This window comes from Mesorhizobium sp. LSHC412B00 (genome assembly GCF_000503035.1).
GTDB lineage: Bacteria > Pseudomonadota > Alphaproteobacteria > Rhizobiales > Rhizobiaceae > Mesorhizobium.
The window spans coordinates 112,539-132,757 of the sequence record NZ_AYWB01000024.1 but is presented as its reverse complement, the minus strand read 5'-3'; the positions used below and the strand labels follow the sequence as shown (position 1 = coordinate 132,757).

The 20,219-nt window shown below is 62.6% G+C and carries 19 protein-coding genes and 2 tRNA genes; 8 read left to right on the top strand and 13 right to left on the bottom strand.

Annotation, left to right across the window (positions count from 1 at the left end):
- Positions 1-109: 109 nt before the first annotated feature.
- Positions 110-1,297 (top strand): helix-turn-helix domain-containing protein, encoded by a 1,188-nt coding sequence (locus X757_RS137805; RefSeq protein ID WP_023727784.1) that lies wholly within the window; start codon positions 110-112, stop codon positions 1,295-1,297.
- Between the two features lie 37 nt (positions 1,298-1,334).
- Here X757_RS137805 and X757_RS137810 read toward each other — a convergent pair.
- The 10 genes from X757_RS137810 to X757_RS137855 all read right to left on the bottom strand — a co-directional run bounded on the left by X757_RS137810 (position 1,335) and on the right by X757_RS137855 (position 7,456).
- Positions 1,335-1,410: transfer RNA gene (locus X757_RS137810), tRNA-Phe, on the bottom strand.
- 214 nt (positions 1,411-1,624) lie between these two features.
- Positions 1,625-1,816 (bottom strand): DNA gyrase inhibitor YacG, encoded by a 192-nt coding sequence (yacG, locus tag X757_RS137815; protein ID WP_023669280.1) that lies wholly within the window; start codon positions 1,814-1,816, stop codon positions 1,625-1,627.
- The gene (locus X757_RS137820; RefSeq protein ID WP_023681911.1) at positions 1,813-2,439 is read right to left on the bottom strand and encodes a Maf-like protein; all 627 of its coding nucleotides are present in this window, start codon (positions 2,437-2,439) and stop codon (positions 1,813-1,815) included. Before X757_RS137820 ends, yacG begins: the two co-directional genes overlap by 4 nt.
- Before the next feature lie 19 nt (positions 2,440-2,458).
- Entirely contained in the window at positions 2,459-2,677 is a 219-nt protein-coding gene (gene infA, locus X757_RS137825; RefSeq protein ID WP_006200926.1) for a translation initiation factor IF-1, read from the bottom strand.
- Between the two features lie 184 nt (positions 2,678-2,861).
- A complete protein-coding gene (locus X757_RS137830; RefSeq protein WP_081725519.1) occupies positions 2,862-3,326 on the bottom strand; it encodes a low molecular weight phosphatase family protein in 465 nt (154 codons plus the stop codon).
- Positions 3,314-3,799 carry a UPF0262 family protein gene (locus X757_RS137835; RefSeq protein WP_023669283.1) on the bottom strand — a complete coding sequence of 162 codons (486 nt, stop codon included), beginning with the start codon at positions 3,797-3,799 and terminating at the stop codon, positions 3,314-3,316. Before X757_RS137835 ends, X757_RS137830 begins: the two co-directional genes overlap by 13 nt.
- A 6-nt stretch (positions 3,800-3,805) precedes the next feature.
- On the bottom strand, positions 3,806-5,098 hold the full coding sequence (hisD, locus tag X757_RS137840) for a histidinol dehydrogenase (RefSeq protein WP_023727783.1): 1,293 nt from the start codon (positions 5,096-5,098) through the stop codon (positions 3,806-3,808).
- Positions 5,099-5,232: 134 nt separating this feature from the next.
- Positions 5,233-5,667: a DUF2948 family protein gene (locus X757_RS137845; protein WP_023692404.1), complete on the bottom strand. Its 435-nt coding sequence runs from the start codon at positions 5,665-5,667 to the stop codon at positions 5,233-5,235.
- A gap of 167 nt (positions 5,668-5,834) precedes the next feature.
- Positions 5,835-7,127 (bottom strand): UDP-N-acetylglucosamine 1-carboxyvinyltransferase, encoded by a 1,293-nt coding sequence (gene murA / locus X757_RS137850; protein WP_023727782.1) that lies wholly within the window; start codon positions 7,125-7,127, stop codon positions 5,835-5,837.
- A 134-nt stretch (positions 7,128-7,261) separates the two neighbouring features.
- Positions 7,262-7,456: a hypothetical protein gene (locus X757_RS137855; RefSeq protein ID WP_023727781.1), complete on the bottom strand. Its 195-nt coding sequence runs from the start codon at positions 7,454-7,456 to the stop codon at positions 7,262-7,264.
- A 150-nt stretch (positions 7,457-7,606) separates the two neighbouring features.
- On the opposite strand from X757_RS137855, the gene X757_RS137860 reads away from it, so the two are divergent.
- The 7 genes from X757_RS137860 to X757_RS137885 all read left to right on the top strand — a co-directional run bounded on the left by X757_RS137860 (position 7,607) and on the right by X757_RS137885 (position 16,838).
- Positions 7,607-7,681: transfer RNA gene (locus tag X757_RS137860), tRNA-Thr, on the top strand.
- 401 nt (positions 7,682-8,082) lie between these two features.
- Positions 8,083-11,916 (top strand): caspase family protein, encoded by a 3,834-nt coding sequence (locus tag X757_RS1000000165915; protein ID WP_023727780.1) that lies wholly within the window; start codon positions 8,083-8,085, stop codon positions 11,914-11,916.
- A 182-nt stretch (positions 11,917-12,098) separates the two neighbouring features.
- Positions 12,099-13,493 carry a multicopper oxidase family protein gene (locus X757_RS137865; protein WP_023727779.1) on the top strand — a complete coding sequence of 465 codons (1,395 nt, stop codon included), beginning with the start codon at positions 12,099-12,101 and terminating at the stop codon, positions 13,491-13,493.
- Positions 13,494-13,646: 153 nt separating this feature from the next.
- On the top strand, positions 13,647-14,969 hold the full coding sequence (locus X757_RS137870) for an NAD(P)H-dependent oxidoreductase (RefSeq protein WP_023704521.1): 1,323 nt from the start codon (positions 13,647-13,649) through the stop codon (positions 14,967-14,969).
- A gap of 71 nt (positions 14,970-15,040) precedes the next feature.
- Positions 15,041-15,283, top strand: a complete 243-nt coding sequence (locus X757_RS137875; protein ID WP_023704520.1) for a type II toxin-antitoxin system VapB family antitoxin — start codon at positions 15,041-15,043, stop codon at positions 15,281-15,283.
- Positions 15,283-15,675, top strand: coding sequence for a type II toxin-antitoxin system VapC family toxin (locus X757_RS137880; protein WP_023689346.1), 393 nt, complete (start codon positions 15,283-15,285; stop codon positions 15,673-15,675). The genes X757_RS137875 and X757_RS137880 overlap by 1 nt, the downstream gene beginning before the upstream one ends.
- A 263-nt stretch (positions 15,676-15,938) precedes the next feature.
- Positions 15,939-16,838 (top strand): MBL fold metallo-hydrolase, encoded by a 900-nt coding sequence (locus X757_RS137885; RefSeq protein WP_023727778.1) that lies wholly within the window; start codon positions 15,939-15,941, stop codon positions 16,836-16,838.
- 67 nt (positions 16,839-16,905) lie between these two features.
- Here X757_RS137885 and proC read toward each other — a convergent pair whose 3' ends face one another.
- The 3 genes from proC to X757_RS137900 all read right to left on the bottom strand — a co-directional run bounded on the left by proC (position 16,906) and on the right by X757_RS137900 (position 20,095).
- Complete coding sequence (gene proC / locus X757_RS137890) at positions 16,906-17,721, bottom strand: pyrroline-5-carboxylate reductase (protein ID WP_023727777.1); 816 nt, start codon at positions 17,719-17,721, stop codon at positions 16,906-16,908.
- Between the two features lie 87 nt (positions 17,722-17,808).
- Positions 17,809-19,128, bottom strand: a complete 1,320-nt coding sequence (locus X757_RS137895; RefSeq protein ID WP_023727776.1) for an O-antigen ligase — start codon at positions 19,126-19,128, stop codon at positions 17,809-17,811.
- Complete coding sequence (locus X757_RS137900) at positions 19,097-20,095, bottom strand: glycosyltransferase family 2 protein (protein WP_023727775.1); 999 nt, start codon at positions 20,093-20,095, stop codon at positions 19,097-19,099. Before X757_RS137900 ends, X757_RS137895 begins: the two co-directional genes overlap by 32 nt.
- Positions 20,096-20,219: the final 124 nt, after the last annotated feature.

The window sequence follows — 20,219 nt, the reverse complement described above, 5'->3', positions numbered from 1 at the left end:
TATCGTTCGCAAAAATCCTGTCAACCACTTGATGCCCTTCCCGAGAGATGGGTGACAGTTCATTCCGGAGACATGGGTTACACTTTCGGCCCTTTGCAAGGAGAGCAAGGTGCCTTGGAAGGAGTGTAACGTCATGGAAGAGCGGCTGAAGTTCATTGCCCGGCTGCTGGACGGCGAGAAGATGGCGGTGCTTTGCCGTGAGTTCGATATCTCGCGCAAGACCGGCTACAAGATCCTCACACGCTACAATGACAGTGGCCTTGAGGGGCTGACGGATCGATCACGCCGACCCTACCGCCACGCCAATCAGCTTCCGTTTCAAATCGAGAAGCTGATTGTGCGCCTCAAGCAAGACAAGCCGACCTGGGGTGCGCCAAAGATACGCGAACGGTTGGCCCGGCTGTATCCTGACGTTCACCGGCCTGCGATCTCGACGGTGCATGCGGTTCTCGACCGCCATGGCCTGGTCGAGCGCCGCAAGCGAAGGCGCAACAGGGCGATGGGAACACCACTTTCAAACGGCTATCGGCCCAACGATCTGTGGTGTGCCGACTACAAAGGCGAGTTCATGCTCGCCGATCGGCGCTATTGCTACCCGCTGACGATCACCGACTTCGCCAGCCGCTATCTCATCGCCTGCGAGGCGTTGTCGACTACCAAGGAAGCCTATGCCTTCACGGTGTTCGAGAGCGTTTTCAAAGAGTTCGGCCTGCCCAGCGCCATCAGGACCGACAACGGCGTTCCCTTTGCCAGCCCAAACGCGCTGTTCAATCTCAGCAAACTGTCGGTCTGGTGGCTGCGCCTGGGCATCGACATCGAGCGCATCCAGCCGGGCTGTCCGCAGCAGAACGGGCGCCATGAGCGCATGCACCTGACTCTCAAGAAGGAAACCACCAAACCGGCTGGCGCCAATTTCCTGCAGCAGCAGGCCAGGTTCGATGACTTCATCAATGAGTTCAACTCAGAACGCCCACATCAGGCGCTCGACATGGCCTGTCCAGCCGAGCGCTACACCCCGTCACCGCGCATCTATGCCGGCCTGCCGGATCTCGATTATCCGTTTCACGACAAGGCCGTCACCGTCACCACCTGCGGCCGCATCTGCTACAATCGCAAGAAGATCAACCTCAGCCTCGTCTTTGCCGGCCAGACCGTCGGCATCAAACAGGTCGAGGACCATATCTGGCTGGCTTCCTTCATGGATTATGATTTGGGCTACTTCGATGATGAGACATGCAGGCTCGAACCACTCCAAAACCCCTTCGGGCCAAAAGTGTTACCCATGTCTCCGATATAAACCGTAACCTATGTGTCCGGAATGGACCAGGAGGGGATGGTGCCCAGAGGCGGATTCGAACCACCGACACGCGGATTTTCAGTCCGCTGCTCTACCAACTGAGCTATCTGGGCCTCGCCGGCAAACGAGACATCGCCTGACCGGATTTCAGGAAAGCGCCGTGGGGCACCCCTTGAAAGCGCGTGGGTTATAGCACGGGAATCCGGCCTGTCCAGCGCCTAAGCGCTGATTTTCCGGGGCAATTGTCGCAGACAATACCGACGCCGGCAAAGCAGCAATTGCGTAAGGTCGGCGAAGTGGAATTGCGCGGCCGGCACCGCCCAAACCCTACTTCGGCTCGTCGCTCTCGTCCTCGTCATCCCGCGCGGTGATGACATAGGCGCCCTTCAGCCAGCGGTTGAGGTCGATGTCCTTGCAGCGCTTCGAGCAGAACGGATAGGTCTCGCGCGCCGACGGCTTGCCGCATTCGGGGCAGGGGCGCTTCGGGCGCAGCGGTGTGACCTTATCGTCCAGGCTCATGGCCGCGCGGTATGCCAGCTGGTGTGGACCTTGAAGCCTTCGCCCGAAAGCAGCGCCACCGTCTCGTAGAGCGGCAGGCCGACAATGTTGGTGTAGGAGCCGACCAGCTTGACGACGAACGAACCGGCGAGACCCTGGACGGCATAGCCGCCGGCCTTGCCGCGCCATTCGCCGGAGGCGACATAGGCGTCGATCTCCTCGCGTGGAAGCCGCTTGAAGCGTACCCTGGATTCAACCAGCCTTTGGCGCAGCTTGCCGCCCGGCGTAATCAGGCAGATGCCGGAATAGACCCGGTGCGAACGGCCCGAAAGCAGTCCAAGGCAATTGGCGGCGTCGTCCAGCGTCTCGGCCTTGGGCAGGATGCGGCGTCCGACCGCGACCACCGTATCGGCGGCCAGCACGAAACTTGGCGCATAGTCTTCCTCGCTTTTCAGCGAGGCCAGCGCCTTCTCGGCCTTTTCCTTCGACAGCCGCTTGGCCAGCGAGCGCGGATGTTCGGCGCGCAGCGGCGTTTCGTCGACATCGGCCGGCAGCACGCGGTCCGGCTCGATGCCGGCCTGTTGCAACAGTTCGATCCGGCGCGGCGAACCAGAGGCAAGCACGAGCTTCTGCAGGATGCTCATCGCGGTTCGCGCCGGACTGTTACTTGAAACGGTAGGTGATGCGGCCCTTGGTCAGGTCATAGGGCGTCATCTCGACCAGGACCTTGTCGCCGGTCAGCACACGGATGCGGTTCTTGCGCATGCGGCCGGCCGTATGGGCGATGATCTCGTGTTCGTTTTCGAGCTTCACCCGGAACATCGCGTTGGGCAACAATTCCGTCACGACACCCGGAAACTCGAGGACTTCTTCCTTCGGCATTCGATACCTTTGCTTGGATTGCAGTTCCGGCGCCCTGGAGCGCCCAGGCCGGAATTTCGGCGGAACCTATATGATAATCGTGCGCTTGTGAACACGCTTAGATCGCGTCATAAGCGACGCGCTCCAAGCTTTCGTTTATGCATGTCGTTATCTCAAAACCGGGACCGCTTTTGAGCGACATGCATCAATCCGCCGCGTTTTTTACCTCCGGAAGCAGAAAACGTCGGCTGATGCGCGCTTTCAGCCGTTCCCTCACGTCGCGATAGCTGGCCATGATCTGCTCGCGCCTGCCGCCGACATCGGTCGGATCCGGCATCGGCCAGTATTCGACGTCGACGGCAAGCGAGCGGGTGAGCTCGAGCGCGGCGTGGTGGGCTTCAGGCGCCAGGGTGACGATCAGGTCGAAATAATCGTCCTCGAGATCGTCCATCGAGCGCGGCTGGCGCTCGCCCAGCGTCAGGCCCTCTTCGGCCAGCACCGCGTCGACGAACGGATCGCGCTCGCCCCTGTGCACGCCGGCAGAGGCGACGAAAGTGGCCGGCGGCAGCATGCGCCGCGCCAGCTGCTCGGCCATCGGCGAGCGCACGGCGTTCATGCCGCACAAAAACAGGATCGAGCGGGGCGCCCCAGTCAGGTCTAACCCCGCCAGTGCAGCACGCAGACCAGCGTGAACAGCCGCCGCGCCGTGTCGAAGTCGATGTCGATCTTGCCGGCCAGCCGGTCCATCAACGTCTGCGAGCCTTCATTGTGCAGGCCGCGCCGGCCCATGTCGATCGCCTCGATATGGCTTGGCGTCGAGGAGCGGATGGCGTCGTAATAGCTTTCGCAGATCAGGTAGTAGTCCTTGACGATGCGCCTGAGCGGCGTCAGCGACAGGATATGGGTGACGACATCAGCACCATCCTCGCGGGCGACCGCAAACACCAGCCGGGATTCGGCCAGCGAGAGCTTCAGCCGATAAGGCCCGGCGCCGTCATCATTGACCGGCTGAAAGCTGTTTTCTTCGATCAGGTCGAAGATCGCCACCGCGCGCTCATGTTCGACATCGGGCGTCGAACGGCCGATCGACTCGTCGAGCTCGACATCGATCAGCCTTGCGCGGGTTTGATCGCCGTCCGCCATCGCCGCCTACATGTTCAGCCGGATGGCGACGGAGCGGCCATGCGCGTCGAGGCCTTCCGCCTTGGCCAGCGCAATCGCCGCCGGCGCAAGTGCTCTCAGCTGCTCCGGCCCGAGCTTCAGGATCGAGGTGCGCTTGACGAAATCGAGCACCGACAGGCCCGAAGAGAAGCGCGCCGAACGCGCCGTCGGCAGCACGTGGTTGGAGCCGCCGACATAGTCGCCGATGACTTCGGGCGTATGGCGTCCCAGAAACACAGCACCCGCATTGCGCATCCTGGCCAGGAAGCCTTCGGCATCGTCGATAGCAAGCTCGACATGTTCCGCGGCGATGCGGTCGACCAGCGGCAGCGCGGCCTCGATGGTCTCCACCAGGATCACCGCACCGAAATCGCGCCAGCTGGCAGCCGCCGTCTCGGCGCGCGACAGGCTCTGCAGCTGCCGCTCGACCGCCTGTTCGACGGCCTTGCCGAAGGCCGGATCGTCGGTGATGAGGATCGACTGCGCCGACACGTCATGCTCGGCCTGAGCGAGAAGATCAGCGGCAATCCAGTCGGGATCGTTGCTGCCGTCGGCCACGACCAGCACTTCAGACGGTCCGGCGATCATGTCGATGCCGACCGTGCCGAACACCTGGCGCTTGGCGGCGGCGACATAGGCATTGCCGGGCCCGACGATCTTGGCGACCGGCCGGATCGTTTCGGTGCCATAGGCAAGGGCGGCAATCGCCTGCGCGCCGCCGACGCGGTAAATCTCTGAAACGCCTGCTAGATCGGCGGCCACCAGCACCAGCGGATTGATGATGCCGCCCGGCGCCGGCACGACGATGACGATGCGCTCGACGCCCGCCACCCTGGCCGGCACGGCGTTCATCAGCACCGAGCTTGGATAGCTTGCCGTGCCGCCCGGCACATAGAGCCCGACCGCCTCGATCGCCGTCCAGCGCGAACCCAACTCGACCCCGACGGCATCGGTATAGCGATCGTCCTTGGGCATTTGTCGCCCGTGATGGGATCGGATGCGGTCACGGGCAAATTTCAGCGCCTCGACCGTCTGCGGATCGGCGTCTTTGTAGGCCTGCGCGATGTCGTCCTTCGACACGGCGATGCCGAGGCTATTGAGGTCGGCCTTGTCGAATTTCAGCGTGTAGTCGACCAGGGCAGCGTCGCCCTCGGCACGAACCCGCGCAATGATGGCGCGCACGGCAGTGTCGACGTCCTCCGATACCTCCCGCTTGGTGGTCAGGAAGGCGGCGAAACGCTGCTCGAAACCGGCATCGGACTGGATAAGCGTAATGGCCATCGGCTGCGTCTAGATCGTGATGAGACTTGGTTGAAATCTCATCACGATCTAACCCTTTGTTGGAGCATGATCTCTGGACAAACGATTCCCGTTTTGTCCAACAAAAACCGGCACCCACTTTTTGGGATCATGCTCTACACCCTGTGCACCGGACGCGAGGTCGCTTCCCAGGCGCCGCCTATGTCGGCAAGCCGCGCCTCGATGCATTCGACGTCGAGCATGATCGCGCCGCCGCCGGAAAAGACCAATTCGACGATGCCGGCCGGCTTGCTGATTTCGATAAAGCTGATTGCCAGAAGCGACAGCACCTCGGCCGGCCGATCGCGGGCAATGCCGCTGGTCTTGGCACCGAGCACGCGGTCGAAATGCAACACCGCCTGGCGCCGCTCATTGTGCTGGCTGAACAGCCCGGACTTCGCCTCCCAGACGAAGCGGTTCATGGTCAATATGAAACGCTTGGCCGAAGGCAGGTATTCGAGATCCGAGACCTTCATCACGGCGTCCTGGACGTGAGCCGAGACGATGCTCAGATCCTGATCGTCGAGCGCAATGAGTTTGAGGGCTGCCATGCCGAATGCACACCTGAAAGTTGGTTTCAGCCTTCTGTTAGGCGGTCTTTCCGGTCGGTGCAACCGCGACACAAATTCAACCCGAGGCTAGCGCCTCGGGTTTGAAGTGTTGGCGGTGAATGGAGGCAGCACCAGACGCCTGTCTGTCTGAAGCAACTGCCGTGCGGTCAAGCCGAAATCCGCTCGATCACCGCGCCGCAATTGGAGAGCTTTTCTTCCAGCCGCTCAAAACCGCGGTCGAGGTGGTAGACGCGGTTGACCGTCGTTTCGCCTTCGGCCGCCAGACCGGCGATGACCAGCGACACCGAGGCGCGCAGATCGGTCGCCATCACGGGTGCGCCCTTCAGCTTGGCGACGCCGTCGACGATCGCCGTTTGGCCGGACAGCGTGATGTGGGCGCCGAGCCGGGCCAGTTCCTGCACATGCATGAAGCGGTTTTCAAAGATGGTCTCGGTGATGCGCGACTTGCCCTTGGCCATGGTCATCAGGCCCATGAACTGCGCCTGCAGATCGGTCGGGAAGGCCGGAAAGGGCGCCGTCGTGACGTCGACCGGCGAAATGCCGGCGCCGTTGCGCTTAACGCGAATGCCGGAGTTGGTCGGCGTGATCTCGGTACCGGTCTGGGCAATCACATCCAACGCGGTCTGCAGCAGCTCGGGGCGGGCGCCTTCGAGCACGACATCGCCGCCGGTCATGGCCACAGCCATGGCATAGGTCCCGGTCTCGATGCGGTCGGGGATGACGCGCACGCGCGCGCCCGACAGCGATTCGACGCCATCGATGGTGATGGTTGGAGTGCCGGCGCCGGAAATTTTTGCGCCCATGGCGTTGAGGCATTCGGCGAGGTTGACGATTTCGGGCTCGCAGGCGGCGTTTTCCAGCACCGTCTCGCCCTTGGCGAGCGCCGCCGCCATCATCAGCACATGGGTGGCGCCGACGGAGACTTTCGGGAACACATAGCGATTGCCGACGAGGCGGCCGTTCCTGGTCTTGGCCAGCACATAACCAGTGTCGACATCGATGTCGGCGCCCAGCGCCTGCAGGCCTTCAAGGAACAGGTCGACCGGCCGCGTGCCGATGGCGCAACCGCCGGGAAGCGACACTTTCGCCTCGCCCATGCGGGCCAGCAGCGGGCCGATCACCCAGAACGATGCCCGCATCTTCGACACCAGCTCGTAAGGCGCGGTCGTGTCGACGATGTTGCGGGCCGAGAAATTGATGGTGCGCGAATAGCCCTCATTCTGCTTCTCGCGGCGGCCGTTGACCGAATAGTCGACGCCGTGATTGCCGAGAATGCGGATCAGCTGCTCTACATCGGCCAGATGCGGCACGTTTTCCAGCGTCAGCGTGTCGTCGGTGAGCAGCGAGGCGATCATCAGCGGCAAAGCGGCGTTTTTCGCGCCCGAAATCGGAATGCTTCCGGCGAGCTTGTTGCCGCCGACAATTCTGATGCGATCCATGAGAGAATGTCCCCTCGGCCCGAAAGGCCGGTTTTCGTCAGTTTGCGTATCGGCCCGTCTAGACCATTGGCCGGCTTGGTTCAAGATTCCTGAGCCCGTTGGCCAAGTTGGCCGGCCAGTGTGGCCGATATCGGTCAGTCCTTGTGCATTTTTTCAGCAGCCGCCAGGCCTTCCGGGCGCTGGTCAGCGTCACCGGTGCGCCGCGAACGCGCTTGCGTCTTGCGCTTCATGAGATTGGCGCGCAACTGCTCGGCCAGACGGTCCTTGCGGTTAGTCCCGTCCTTTTTTGCCGGATCAGCCTTTTTCGGTGGATTTATCTTGTCGTCCATCGTTCCGTCCCGCCCGCGACTGGCAGGGCCTGCCGTTCAAGGGATAGCTAGCATTGTGGCGCCGCCATGTCAGCGAAACTTGTCTGGCAAAGCCTTTCACAGACGCCTTGCGCTTGCCGGTTCTATATGGCAGAAGCCCCGCCATCAGCGGCTGCGGTAGCTCAGTGGTAGAGCACTCCCTTGGTAAGGGAGAGGTCGAGAGTTCAATCCTCTCTCGCAGCACCAGTTCATTCCTTTGATTTTAAGAAGATGCAGTCGCGAAGTCGGGGTCTCGTTGCGGACCAAAAAAGCCGGCTGACGTAAAAGTGCCAATCCCGCGCATCCAACCGTGGCCCCCTCGCCCGGAAACATTGAGAGAAAGAGGCTCTACGGGGCCGGACGACTGCTCAACAAGTCCGGACCTGTCAACTCATGAACAGGCCGGACTGGCCGTATCCGGCATGCTGAACACTACCGCTCGCACGCTGAAAGCCAGCCGCCTCGTACGCATATCCATGACAAGAACACAGCTCGCCCAAGGACTTGCCATCGGCCGGCCATCATGATGCCATCTCGCTTGCGGAAGATAGCGTCGGGTTTTGGGGTAGAGAATGCTCTTTGGGCGAACAGCAGGTGCGACAGGGCGCATGTGCGCGGCACTTGCCGCGGCACTGGTGTGCCTATGCGCGTTTGGCCCCGCTTTGGCTGAAGAGCCGAAGGCGCTGAAAGGCGTCGCGCTCATCATCGGTCAGTCCGACTACCAGCATGTCGGCAAACTGCCCAATCCGGAAAACGACGCCCGCGCCATCGAGGAGATGTTCGACAAGCTCGGCTTCGAGACAAATGTCGGCACCAATCGCGACGCACGCAAATTGCGGCGCGATCTCGAAGGCTTCGTCGACGATGCCGAGGGCGCCTATGTCGCCATCATCTACTATTCCGGCCACGGCATCGAAGCCGGCGGCGAGAACTATCTGGTCCCTGTCGATGCCGATATCTCGGCGCTCGACAATGCCGGCGAAAAGCTGGTGCCGCTGTCGTCCATCGTCGCCGAACTGAAGGCCAAGGTGCCGGTCACCATCGTTCTGCTGGACGCCTGCCGCAACGATCCGTTCCCGCCGGGCACGCTCTTGAAGCTGGCGCCGGGCGACGAAGGCAAGCCGATCGGCGCCGGCGGTCTCGGCGAAACGCGCGGCGTGGTTTCCCTGAAGGGCGGCGCCGACGCCAAGGGCTCGGTCGACGGCAGCCTCGGCCAGGTCATCGCCTTTGCCGCCGAGCCCGGCAAGGTTGCGCTGGACGGTCCGGCCGATGGCAACAGCCCCTATGCGGCAGCGATCCTGCGCCACATCGACACGATGGGCGGCGAGGAATTCGGCACCGTTTTGCGCATGATCGGCGAGGAGGTCTATCTCAAGACCAATGGCCAGCAGCGGCCCTGGGTCAATGAGAGCCTGCGCCGGCTGCTCTATTTCGGTACCCCCGCCGAGGCGCCGAAAGGCGACGAGGGGGAAATCCTAAGGGAGCGGCGCCAGCTCCTGCTGACTATCTCGACGCTACCCGATCCGGAACGCCGCCAGATCGAAACCATAGCGCGTGACGGCAAGGTGCCGATGGATGGGCTCTACGCCATGCTGAAGGCGCTCGGGGTCGACATACCCAAGGATCCGGCTGAGCTCGACAAGCTGCTGCGTGGCCAGACCGAACGGCTGAAACACGTGTTGGCCGAACGCGAGACTTTGAAAAACCCGGACCCCGAAATTGCCAGGCTATCGAAACTCGCCGAACAGGCGGTTCAGGAAGGCGCGCTCGAAGCGGCGCAGAAATTCAACGAGCAGGCCAAGGCCCGCATCGGCGAACTTTCGTCTACGGTCGACCAGGCCGAGGCCGAGCTGAAGGCAAAGCGGCTGGAATTCGCAAAGGTCTTCGCCAGCAGTGCCAGGACTTATGAAATCTCCTTCAACTTCAAGGAGGCTGCGCAGGATTACGCCAAGGCCTTCGAGCAAGCTGCCAAATGGAGCGACGAAGACGCGTTCTACTACAAGGCGGCAGAGGCCAACGCTCTGTCGGAACAAGGGGACTTCTCCGGCGACAATGCGTATCTCGCCCAGGCCCTGACAGCCTATGAACAGGCATTGACCTATGTCACCCGCGAAAAGTTGCCGCTGCTTTGGGCGGCCACCCAGAACAATATGGGCGCCACGCTTGCTACGTTGGGCGAACGGGAAGCCGGCCGCGAAAACCTCGACAAGGCAGCTGCCGCCTATGAGCAGGCGCTGACCGTCTATACGCATGACGCCTACCCCGACGACTGGGCATCGACCTATGGCAATCTGGGCACGGTCTACTGGCGGCTCGGCCAGCGCGAGAACGGGACGGCGCTTCTGGAGCGGGCTGTCGCGGCCTTCCGCTCGGCGCTCGAGGTGCAGTCGTTGAAGAAACTGCCGCTGGAATGGGCGGCGACGCAGAACAATCTCGGCATCGTGCTGTCCGAGATCGGCGAACGCCAGACCACATCGGACAGTTTTCGCGCCGCAATCGAAGCGCATCGTGCGGCATTGACGGAATACAACAGAGAGCGCGTGCCGCTCGACTGGGCGCTGAGCCAGGTCAATCTGGGTGCTGCGCTCTACCGCCTCGGTGAGCGCGAAAAGGATATCGCGACCATGCAGCAGGCGGTTGCTGCCTATCAGGCGGCGACCGGCGAAATGACCAGGGAACGCGCGCCGGCGCAATGGGCGACAATCCAGAATAATCTGAGCACGGCGCTGGAATCGATCGGAACCATTAACGGCGATGTCGCCACGCTTGAGCAGGCGCGCGACGCCGCCCTGGCAGCGCTTTCGGTTCGGACGCGCGAGCACGCCGCGGCGAGCTGGGCGAACGGCCAGCTGACGCTGGGCAACGCCTTGCAGCGCCTCGGCGCCAAGCAGAAGAACAAGGAACTGCTGCTGCAGGCAGCCACCGCGTACCAGGCCGCTCTGTCCGAATATCCGCGTGAGAAACTGCCGCTCGACTGGGCTTCGCTGCAGCAGAATCTGGGATCGGTCAACGACACGCTCGGCGATCTCGATACGGGAACCGATTACTACATTCAGGCGGTGACCGCGTATCGTCAGGCATGGGAGGTCTATACCGCAACCGCCGCGCCGGGCGAGTTCGCTTCGATTGGTTACAGCCTTGCAGGCACGCTATCGAACTGGGGCGAACGCGCGGGGGACATCTCGACCCTGCGGCAGGCGATCGATGTCTACGGTCAGGTGCTCAGGGTTCGCACCCGCGACAAGGACCCAGCCAATTGGGCCAAGACGGAATTCCGCCTCGGCTGCGCGTTGATGATGTCAGGCAAGCTGGCCTCTGACGATCAACTGCTGCAGCAATCGGTCGACGCGCTGCGGGCGGCGCTCGACGGGCAGACGAAAGGCGGTGATGTCACGGAGATCGGCCAGACGCGGCGCGTGCTCGGCCAGACCCTGTCGATCCTGGGCGACGATACATCCAACCTGGACTTGCTGGCGCAAGCAGCCGACATGCTGGAAGCCGCGCTCCCCGCCTACTCCAAGGACGCCGACCCGGAGGAGTGGGCCAATATCAATTACGACCTCGGCTTTGCCGTCTACAGCCAGGGCCGGATTGGTGGCGACGCCACGTTCAACGCCAAGGCCGTGCAGAGCTTCGAGACGGCAGCGCGGATCTACGACGGTTTTCCCAACCGCATGCAATGGGCGCGCACCAAGGGCGATATCGGCAATGCCTTGCTGATGGCCGCGGACGGCAAGGACGTCGAGTTGCTCACCCGCGCGATTGCCGCCTATGACGCAGCGCTCAGCGTGGTAACGCGCGAGAATGCGCTGGCTGTCTGGGAGAACAATCAGAACAATCTCGCCGGCGGGCTGTCGAGTCTTGGTTACTGGGCGAACGATGTCGGCAAGCTGAAACGAGCCGCTCAGATCTACCGCGACCTCGCCACGGTGCGAACGATCGCCCGCGATCCCGATCTCTGGATCACCAACCAGACCAGTCTCGCGCAGACGCTGAGCATGATCGCGGCCCGCGAGCCTTCGGCTGAATTGTACGAGGAGGCGATTGTCGTCAACCGGGCGCTTGCCGAGCAGCTCGGTCGCGACCGCGATCCCGAACGTTGGGCCAATGCGCGCAACGAGATGGGCTATGCCTTGACCATGGCCGGCCGCGCCGAAAACAATGTCGCGCATTTCGAGGAGGCGGTGTTGGTCCTGCGCGAGGCGATCGTGGTGCAAAAGAAGATCAATTCGGTGCCGGCTGTCGCCTTCACGCAGGACAGCCTGTGCGACGTGCTGGCCGACCTGGGCGCCGCCCGCAAGGACAAGGCGATGGCACAGGAAGCGATCGCCGCCTGCCAGGACGCGCTCGTCATCTTCCGCGACAAGAAGATGGACGACCTCGCCGCCGGTTCGGAAAAGAACCTCGCCGAGGCGCAGGCGTTGCTGGCCGAGTTGCATTAATCCGAGCCCGCGCTCCCGGATGCGGGCGAATGGTGGGCACGTCAGCGTTCACGCTGTTGCGCAAGCAGATGTCACCGGCTCGCCATGGCATGACAGAGATGCGATGTGGCAGTATCGGCTTGTGCGCCGGTCGCCACCCGTCATTCAGGACGACAGGTAATCATATTCCGTTGGAGCGCCAGATGACCCTATTCACCCGCCGCCGGCTTCTAAAAACAGCCGCGCTTGCCGGCGTTGGCGGGGTTGGCCTTGCAGCGATGGCCAGGCTCAGTGGCTGGGCCGCAGCCGCGCCCGAGCCGGTGGTTCTCAAGACGGCAAAGATCCAGGCAAGGTTCATGGATATCGGCCAGACCCGCGATGTGCTGACTTATGGAGAGGCCGGAATGCCGCCGGTGCTCAGGATGAAAAAGGGCGAGCCTTTCGCCGCTCGCGTCGTCAACGGCATCGACGATCCGACGACGATCCACTGGCACGGCATTCGCGTTCCAAACAAGATGGACGGCGTCCCTTTCCTGGTTCAGCCCTACGTCTATACCGGCGATCATTTCGACTACGCCTTCACCCCGCCCGACGCCGGCACGTTCTGGTATCACCCGCATTGCAACACGCTGGAGCAGATGGGCCATGGCCTCACCGGCGTGATCGTGGTCGAGAACCCCAACGATCCAAAATTCGACGCCGAGGCAATCGTCAATCTGCGCGACTGGCGCCTCGGCGACGACGCGCAGTTCATCCAGCAATTCCGGCCGCGCGATGCCGCAAAAACCGGAACCTATGGCACGGTGCGCACCGCCAACTGGCTCGACCAGCCGCAATTCGACGCGCCGGCCGGCGGGTTGATGCGGCTGCGGGTCGCCATCACCGATGTCACCCGCATCTACGCCTTTCGCGTCGAGGGTGGGGAGGCCGCGGTCATCGCGCTGGACGGCAATCCGGTGCCGCAGCGTTTTGCGCCCGATGCTTTGCTGCTCGGACCGGGGCAGCGCATGGAGCTCGCCATCCGCATGCCTGACCAGGAGGGCGCGATCGTAAGCCTGGGCGACATCAGAGGCACCAAACCCAAGGTCCTCGCCACCTTGCGCGCCACCGGCAGCTCGCTCAAGCGCGATTTGCGAGACCTCGCACCGCTGGAAGCCAACCCAGTGCCGGAGGTGGATCTCGCCAGCGCGAAACACATCGCGCTCTCGCTCAGCGCCACGGCGGAAAACGTGCCGAGCGACAGGATATGCGGCACGCTAGGCTACTCCTTCTGGGCCATCAACAAGGTACCGTGGCCGGGCGACACGCCGGACCCGACCGCGCCTTTGGCCGAGCTGAAGCTCGGCAAAAATTATGTCATCGACATGGAGAATTTGACGCCGCAAGCGCATCCGATGCATCTGCACGGCATGAGCTTCAAGGTGCTGTCGTCGTCGACACGCCAGGTTCAGCCGGTCATCTCCGACACCTATCTCATGCAGCCCAACGAGAAGGTTCAGCTCGGTTTCGTCGCCGACAATCCCGGCGACTGGCTGCTGCACTGCCACATCATCGAACATCAGAAAACCGGCATGACGAGCTATATCAGGGTGGTTTGACGCCGAGGCGGGTCAATCAGCCTCTACCGGGGTTGGCCTCACCGGCCGGGCCTGTTGCCGGAGAAATTGCCGGTGTTCGCCGGTTTCGTTGGCAAAGCGGCGCCGTTCCCTGCTATTCCCGCCTGCAAATCAAGAAGCCGTGGACACGCTTGCATGACCAATGTCGCCCTGACCGGACTGGCCCGCGATCTCGCCAGGCGCGCCGCCGAGGGACGCCCGGTGCGCATCGGCGTCATCGGCTCCGGCGAAATGGGCACCGACCTGGTCACGCAAGGCATGCTGATGCCCGGCATCTCGGTCGCGGCCATCTCGACGCGGCGTCCGCACACGGCGCGTGACGCCATCCGCATCGCCTATGGCGACGAGGCGATGGCGGTCGAGGCGGACAGGGGCTCGAAAGTCACCGCGGCGATCGAGGCGGGCAAAATCGCCATTACCACGAACGAGATGCTGGTCACCAATCCGCTGATCGACGTCGTCATCGACGCCACCGGCAAGCCTGGTGTCGCCGCCGATTTCGACTTGAAGGCGATGGAGCACGGCAAGCACCTGGTGATGATGAATGTCGAGGCCGACGTCACGATCGGCTGCTACCTCAAGCAGCAGGCAGACCGGCTCGGCGTCGTCTATTCGGTCGGCGCCGGCGACGAGCCGTCGAGCTGCATGGAGCTGATCGAATTTGCGTCGGCGCTCGGCTACACCATCGTCTCGGCTGGCAAGGGCAAGAACAACCCGCTCAACCACGATGCCGTTCCGGACGACTATCGCGAGGAAGCGATCCGCCGCAACATGAACCCGCGCATGCTGGTCGAATTCGTCGACGGTTCCAAAACCATGGTCGAGATGTGCGCCATCGCCAACGCCACCGGGCTGGTCCCAGACGTTCCCGGCATGCACGGCCCAAAGGCCGACCGCGATCAGCTGGCCAATGTGCTCATCCCGAAGGCGGATGGCGGCATCCTGTCGAAGAAGGGCGTTGTCGACTACACCATCGGCAAGGGCGTGGCGCCCGGCGTGTTCGTCATCGTCGAGGCGACGCATCCGCGCATCGTCGAGCGCATGGACGACCTGCACATAGGCCACGGCCCCTACTACAGCTTCTTCCGGCCGTATCACCTGACCTCGCTGGAAGTGCCGCTGACCGCGGCGCGCATCATGCTCTATGGCCGGCCAGACATGGTGCCGCTGCCGAGGCCGGTCGCCGAGGTCTGCGCGGTGGCCAAGCGCGATCTCGCCATGGGCGAGACCTTCGATGCCATCGGCGAGACTTGCTACCGCTCATGGACCATGACCGTCGAAGAGGCGCGCGCCAATCGCGCAGTGCCGGTCGGCCTGCTCGAAGGCGGCAAGGTGCTGAAACCGGTGAGGAAGGGCGAACTGCTCACCGCCGACAATGCTACGCCCGACCGCACGACGAGGCTGTTCGCTTTGCGGAAGCTGCAGGATGATATGCTCTACGGGGCTGAGATGGCATGAACAGGCCAGATCTCTGGCTTTGTCATGACAAGATCACTATATTGTAGTGACAGCGAACGGAGGCTTCCAGAATGAATCTCCAGATCAGAGACCCGCGCGCCCGTGACCTCGCCCGGCAGCTTGCCGAAAAGCGAAAGATTTCCTTGACCGAAGCGGTGATCGAAGCGCTCGAATCCGAACTTCAGCGCGAACGTGAACAGGTTCCGCTGGCTGAGCGGCTGGCCGCCATATCGAACGATCTGAAGGCCAAGGCGGGAAGCGGCGGCAGGGATTTGACTAAGGATGAGATCGACGAGATGTGGGGACATTCCTGATGTTCATCGACACCTCGGTGGTGATCGCTGTCCTCGCCGGAGAGGAAGACGCCGCCGATTGGAGCCGCCGGATCGGGCAGGCCTCGGTACGGATCACATCTCCGCTGGTCGTGCTCGAAGCGGCGATGCGGCTTTCATCGAAGTTGGTGGTGGAGCCGCTCTTCGCCGAAAAGGCGATAGAGGACTTCCTGCGTGAGGCCGAGATCGAGGTGGTTCCGATCGAAATCGGTGATGCCAAGCTCGCGATCCAGGCTTTTTCGACCTATGGCAAAGGTCGCGGCCACCCGGCTCAGCTCAATCTCGCTGACTGCCTGTCATATGCCTCGGCAAAAAGCTGTGGGATGCCCTTGCTCTACAAAGGGAAAGACTTTTCCCACACCGATCTGGCCTGATCCTACTCCCCCAGTTCTACGATTCGGCCAGCAGCTTCGTCAGCCGGTCCCGCCCAGCAGGCCAAATGCTGCCGCGCTCTCGCCATGGGGCTGTTGACCTGCTCGCGCATGATCATTGCGCTCGTGCTGACGACGCAGACCATCGGCTGCCATTGTATGATCGATTCATACAGTCTGTCTTTTTGATCCGGATTTTTCAAACGATGCCGAGATGCCAATCTCGATCAGCTGAACCCCCATTGAGGATTGAAATCTTGCAAACCATTTGGACAAGACGCGAGACGATGAAAACCCTTCTGGCAACGGGCATGGTTGCCATGCTTCAGCCTCTGGCTTTTGCAGCCAGGGCCGCCGCCAAGCTGGAATGGACCTATTTTCAGGCTGACGAGAATGGTTTCCGCCGCACGCCGGTGCTGCTGACCGGGGAAAAAGAAGCCATCCTCCTCGACGGCGGATTTACCCTGTCCGATGGCCGTGCGGTCGCGGATGCGATCAAGGCGACGGGCAAGACCCTGACGACGATCTATGTCAGTTGCAGCGACCCTGACTATTATTTTGGCCTGCGTCCCGTCGCGGATGCTTTCCCCGGCGCCAAGATCATCGCGGCCGCTGCGACGGTGGCGGCCATCAAAGCCAATGTGCAAGCCAAGCTGGATGTCTGGGGCCCGCAGCTCAAGGACAATGGACCGAAGGTCCTGGCGGATGTCGTCATTCCCGAGGCATCCGATATCACCTCACTTGAAGTCGAAGGAAACAAGATCGAGATCGTCACCGTCGCCGATCTGAAAGACCGCCGCTATCTCTGGGTGCCCAGCCTTGAAGCGGTGTTCGGCGGCGTGCTGATCTCGTCCGGCGTACATGTTTGGGTTGCCGACGAGCCAACCGTAGACGACCGCAAGAAATGGATTGCCGCGCTCAACGAAATCGCGTCCCGCAAACCCAACATCGTGGTGCCGTCCCATCAGGTAGCCGGTGCACCGGACGGTCTGGCGGCCGTGGAATTCACCCGCGCCTACCTCGAAGCTTTCAATAAGGAAGCCGAAAAAGCGAAATCCAGCGTCGAGCTGATTGCAGCGATGAAGCGGCGCTATCCTGATCTTCTTGACGTCTCGTCGCTGGAACTGGGAGCAAAGGTCGCCAAGGGTGAAATGAAGTGGGGCTGATACGGTTGGCCCGGGGCTAAGGCAGGAGCACACGGGCCACCTACAGCCCTGACGTATCGCGAACGGTTTACTTCCCCAATTCCACCGACCGCAGCCGTGCCGCTTCGACTGCTTCGGTCAGCAGCTTCGTCAGCCGGTCTTCGCCCATCAGCACGGCAAGGGCGGCTGCCGTGGTTCCGTTGGGACTGGTCACCTGCTGGCGCAGGACGCCGGGCTTCTCGCCGCTTTCGGCAGCGAGTGCAGCAGCGCCATAGACGGTCTGCATGGCAAGCAGCCTGGCGGTCTCGGTCGGCAGCCCGGCCTTCTCGGCTGCAACCGTAAGCGCCTCGATGAAATGGAAGATGTAGGCCGGACCGGACCCCGAAACCGCCGTCACCGCGTCCATCAGGCCTTCGTCGTCGATCGTCGTCACCACACCGCTCGCCGACAGCAGCTCGGCAACGAAACGCCTGATGTCGTCGGTCACCAGCGGGTTGGAATAGACCACCATCATGCCCTTGCCGATCGCGGCCGGCGTGTTGGGCATGCAGCGGATGACAGGCGCGAGATGGCCGAGTATGTGCTCGAAGGTGGCGACCGGCGTGCCCGCGGCGATGCTGACGAAGGTGGTCCTGCCGTCGCCGAAGCGCTTGTAGGCGGCGGTGACGTCGCGGATCACCTGCGGCTTGACGGCGATGACGACGAGGTCGGGCTCTGCGTCGGCGGGGATCCCGTTCGCGTCCGCGGCGACACTGCAACCGAGGTGCTCGGCGCGCTTGCGCAATTCGGCATTGGGCTCGACCACGAACACGGCTTGCGGGGCAAGCTTGCCGGATTTCAGCCAGCCCGCAAGCATGGCGTAACCCATATTGCCGCAACCGGCGAGAACAAGCCTGATCGTCATTGAGAGCCCTCCGAGACAAGGGTTCTCCTTAGACGCTAGCGGGCAGACGGGAAAGCCCCTCAAGGGGTGCTGGATCAGGCCAGCCGGTCAAGGTCGCCGGCGCACCGCGATCGGCCGCAGCGACACTTGCCGCAGGCCAAGCGCGCCGAGCACGAAGAACAGCCAGACCGGGTCGCCGCGGTGGAAGAAGAAGCTTTCGAGGAAAGCGTTCAGCGCCGTGAACAGCACCACCATCATGAAGAAGTCACCGAGATAGATGTTCTCCTTGCGCGGCGGGATGCGCATGTAGTCGCGCAGCGGCGCGATCAGGAAAGTGCAGACGGCAACGCACAGCGCCGGGATGCCCATCAGCACCGCAATGTCGAGATAGCCGTCATGGCCATGCACGATGGTCCGGATGTCCCAGGCCCGGTCGAAGGGCTGGTCCTGGCTGAGCAGCAGCGGCGTGCCCCAGAAGCTTTCATAGCCGTAGCCGGTCCAGGGCTTCTTCGCCAGCATCTCGCCGGAGAACTCCCACAGCGTCGTGCGCCCGGTATAGGTGAGGTCGGGGAAATAGATGGCCGCCAGTTCCTTCACCGGCGGGATGAAGACGATGCCTAAGGTGCCGATGGCCGTCGCAATGATCGCCAGTGCAAACAGGACCGGCGTGCCGAACCGCATGCCGATCAGGCCCGGCAGCACGACGATCAGGATCGAGAACGGCACCAGGCCGGCCGTCGTCTTGGATCCGGTGTGCAGCATGAAGATCATCGCCGCGCCGAAGATCGCCACGCCCCAGAATTTCTGGCCGCGCCGGAAGAGATAGAGGCCGGCGAAGCTGAAGCAGGCCATGATTGGTCCGGCAATGTTCTTGTGGGCGAACACACCACGCCACAGGCCGGCATGTTCGGGCTCCTGCGAATCGGCCGTATGCAGGGCCTCATGCGGAAAGACGATGAGGCCGATATAGGACAGGCCGATAACGACGATCGCGCAGAATATGATGACTTTCGAAAAACTGTCGCCGTCGCGCGGCAGCACCAGGACCGTCGCTATCGTCAGAACGCCAAGCAGCGTGAAGAAGGCCGCGCGCATGGCCGAGGACGGGTCGGTCGCGTTGATGACCGAAAGCATGAAAAAGCCGAACATCAGGATCCAGGACGGGCTGAGCAGCGAGCGCACCATCTTGGGGTCGGCGAACGTCAGCAGTGAGAAGATCGAAATGGCGCCGAGCGAACTGAAGCCGAGCTGGTTGACGATGTCGCCGCCGTCGCCGGTCAGTTCCGCGCCTGCCGGCTGAAACGGCCGGAACGACACGATGATGACGGCAAACAACAGCGCGGCAATCGCCGTCGCCACACTGTTGCGGGTGACGATGCCGCCCAGCAGCAGCTCGTCAGTTCTTCTCAGGCTGCCTGTATTGCTCATTGGCGTATCCGAATTCGGCAAGCACGCGGCCGAGCGAGACATAGACGGGGTAAAGCGCCGTCGACAGCGATCCTGTCCGCGCCAATTTGATTGCGCCGCGCACGGGCGAGGCTATCAGCAGCGCCAGGCTTTTTGCAAACACCTTGGCGCCGGCGAATGGCGTGCCGGCGCGCTTCTTCTTTTCGACCAGCGTCGAGATTACACCGTTGCGTAAGGATCGGGCGCGGATCCAGTCAGCCTCGACGCGCCGGGCCGGAACGCCTTCGCGCACCTTTGCCTCGGCGCACCAGCCAAGCACGAAACCTTTCCGCGCAGACCGGCTGAGAAAGTCGGAATCGCCGCCGCCCATGAAGTTGAACCGCAGGTCGAGGAAGGGTGGCCCCATGATGGTGAGCACATTGCGCCCGACCAGAAGGTTGCCCGAGGAATAGAGTGCAGCCACGCGCCCGGTCTGGCGATAGGGCGGCGCAAACACCGGGTGCTCGGCCCATTTGGCGTGAGCAGGATCGGTAAACACCGGCACTTGCGGGCCACCGACAATGTCGGCGCCAAGCGTCTCCGCCGTCCTGCACATGCGCTCCAGCCAGTCCGCGTCGGCGATCTCGTCATCGTCGATGACCAGCAAATGGCGGAAATCCGGAAAATGCAGGATCGCCGTCTGCCAGCCAGCATTGTAGGCACTGCAATTGCCCCGCTCATGCGCGATGATGACCATGCCCTTCATATCGTCGCGTTCGAACAGCGGCACGGCCGCCTGGGCGCCCTCACGCGCCTCGGCCTCGTTTTCGATGACGATGACGGCGAAGCGCCGGCTGGTTTGCTGTGCCTTGAGCGACGCCAGCGTTTCGAGCAGCAGTTGCGGCCGCTTGAAGGTCGGCAGCGTGACGACGGCTTCCATCGTCTCTGCGGCGAGCCCCGGAGAGCGTCCCGCAATCGATACCGAACCGTCCGATGGCAAAGGGATCATCCGCTCCAGCCGCATGTTTTGAATCTGGCTTTCGATAACACCGCGACGATAACGTTTCGTTAATCACCTTTCGCAGCGGCGCCTGCCGGTCCGCGCCTTTCAGCCGTTGCGTTGCGTGATTTAA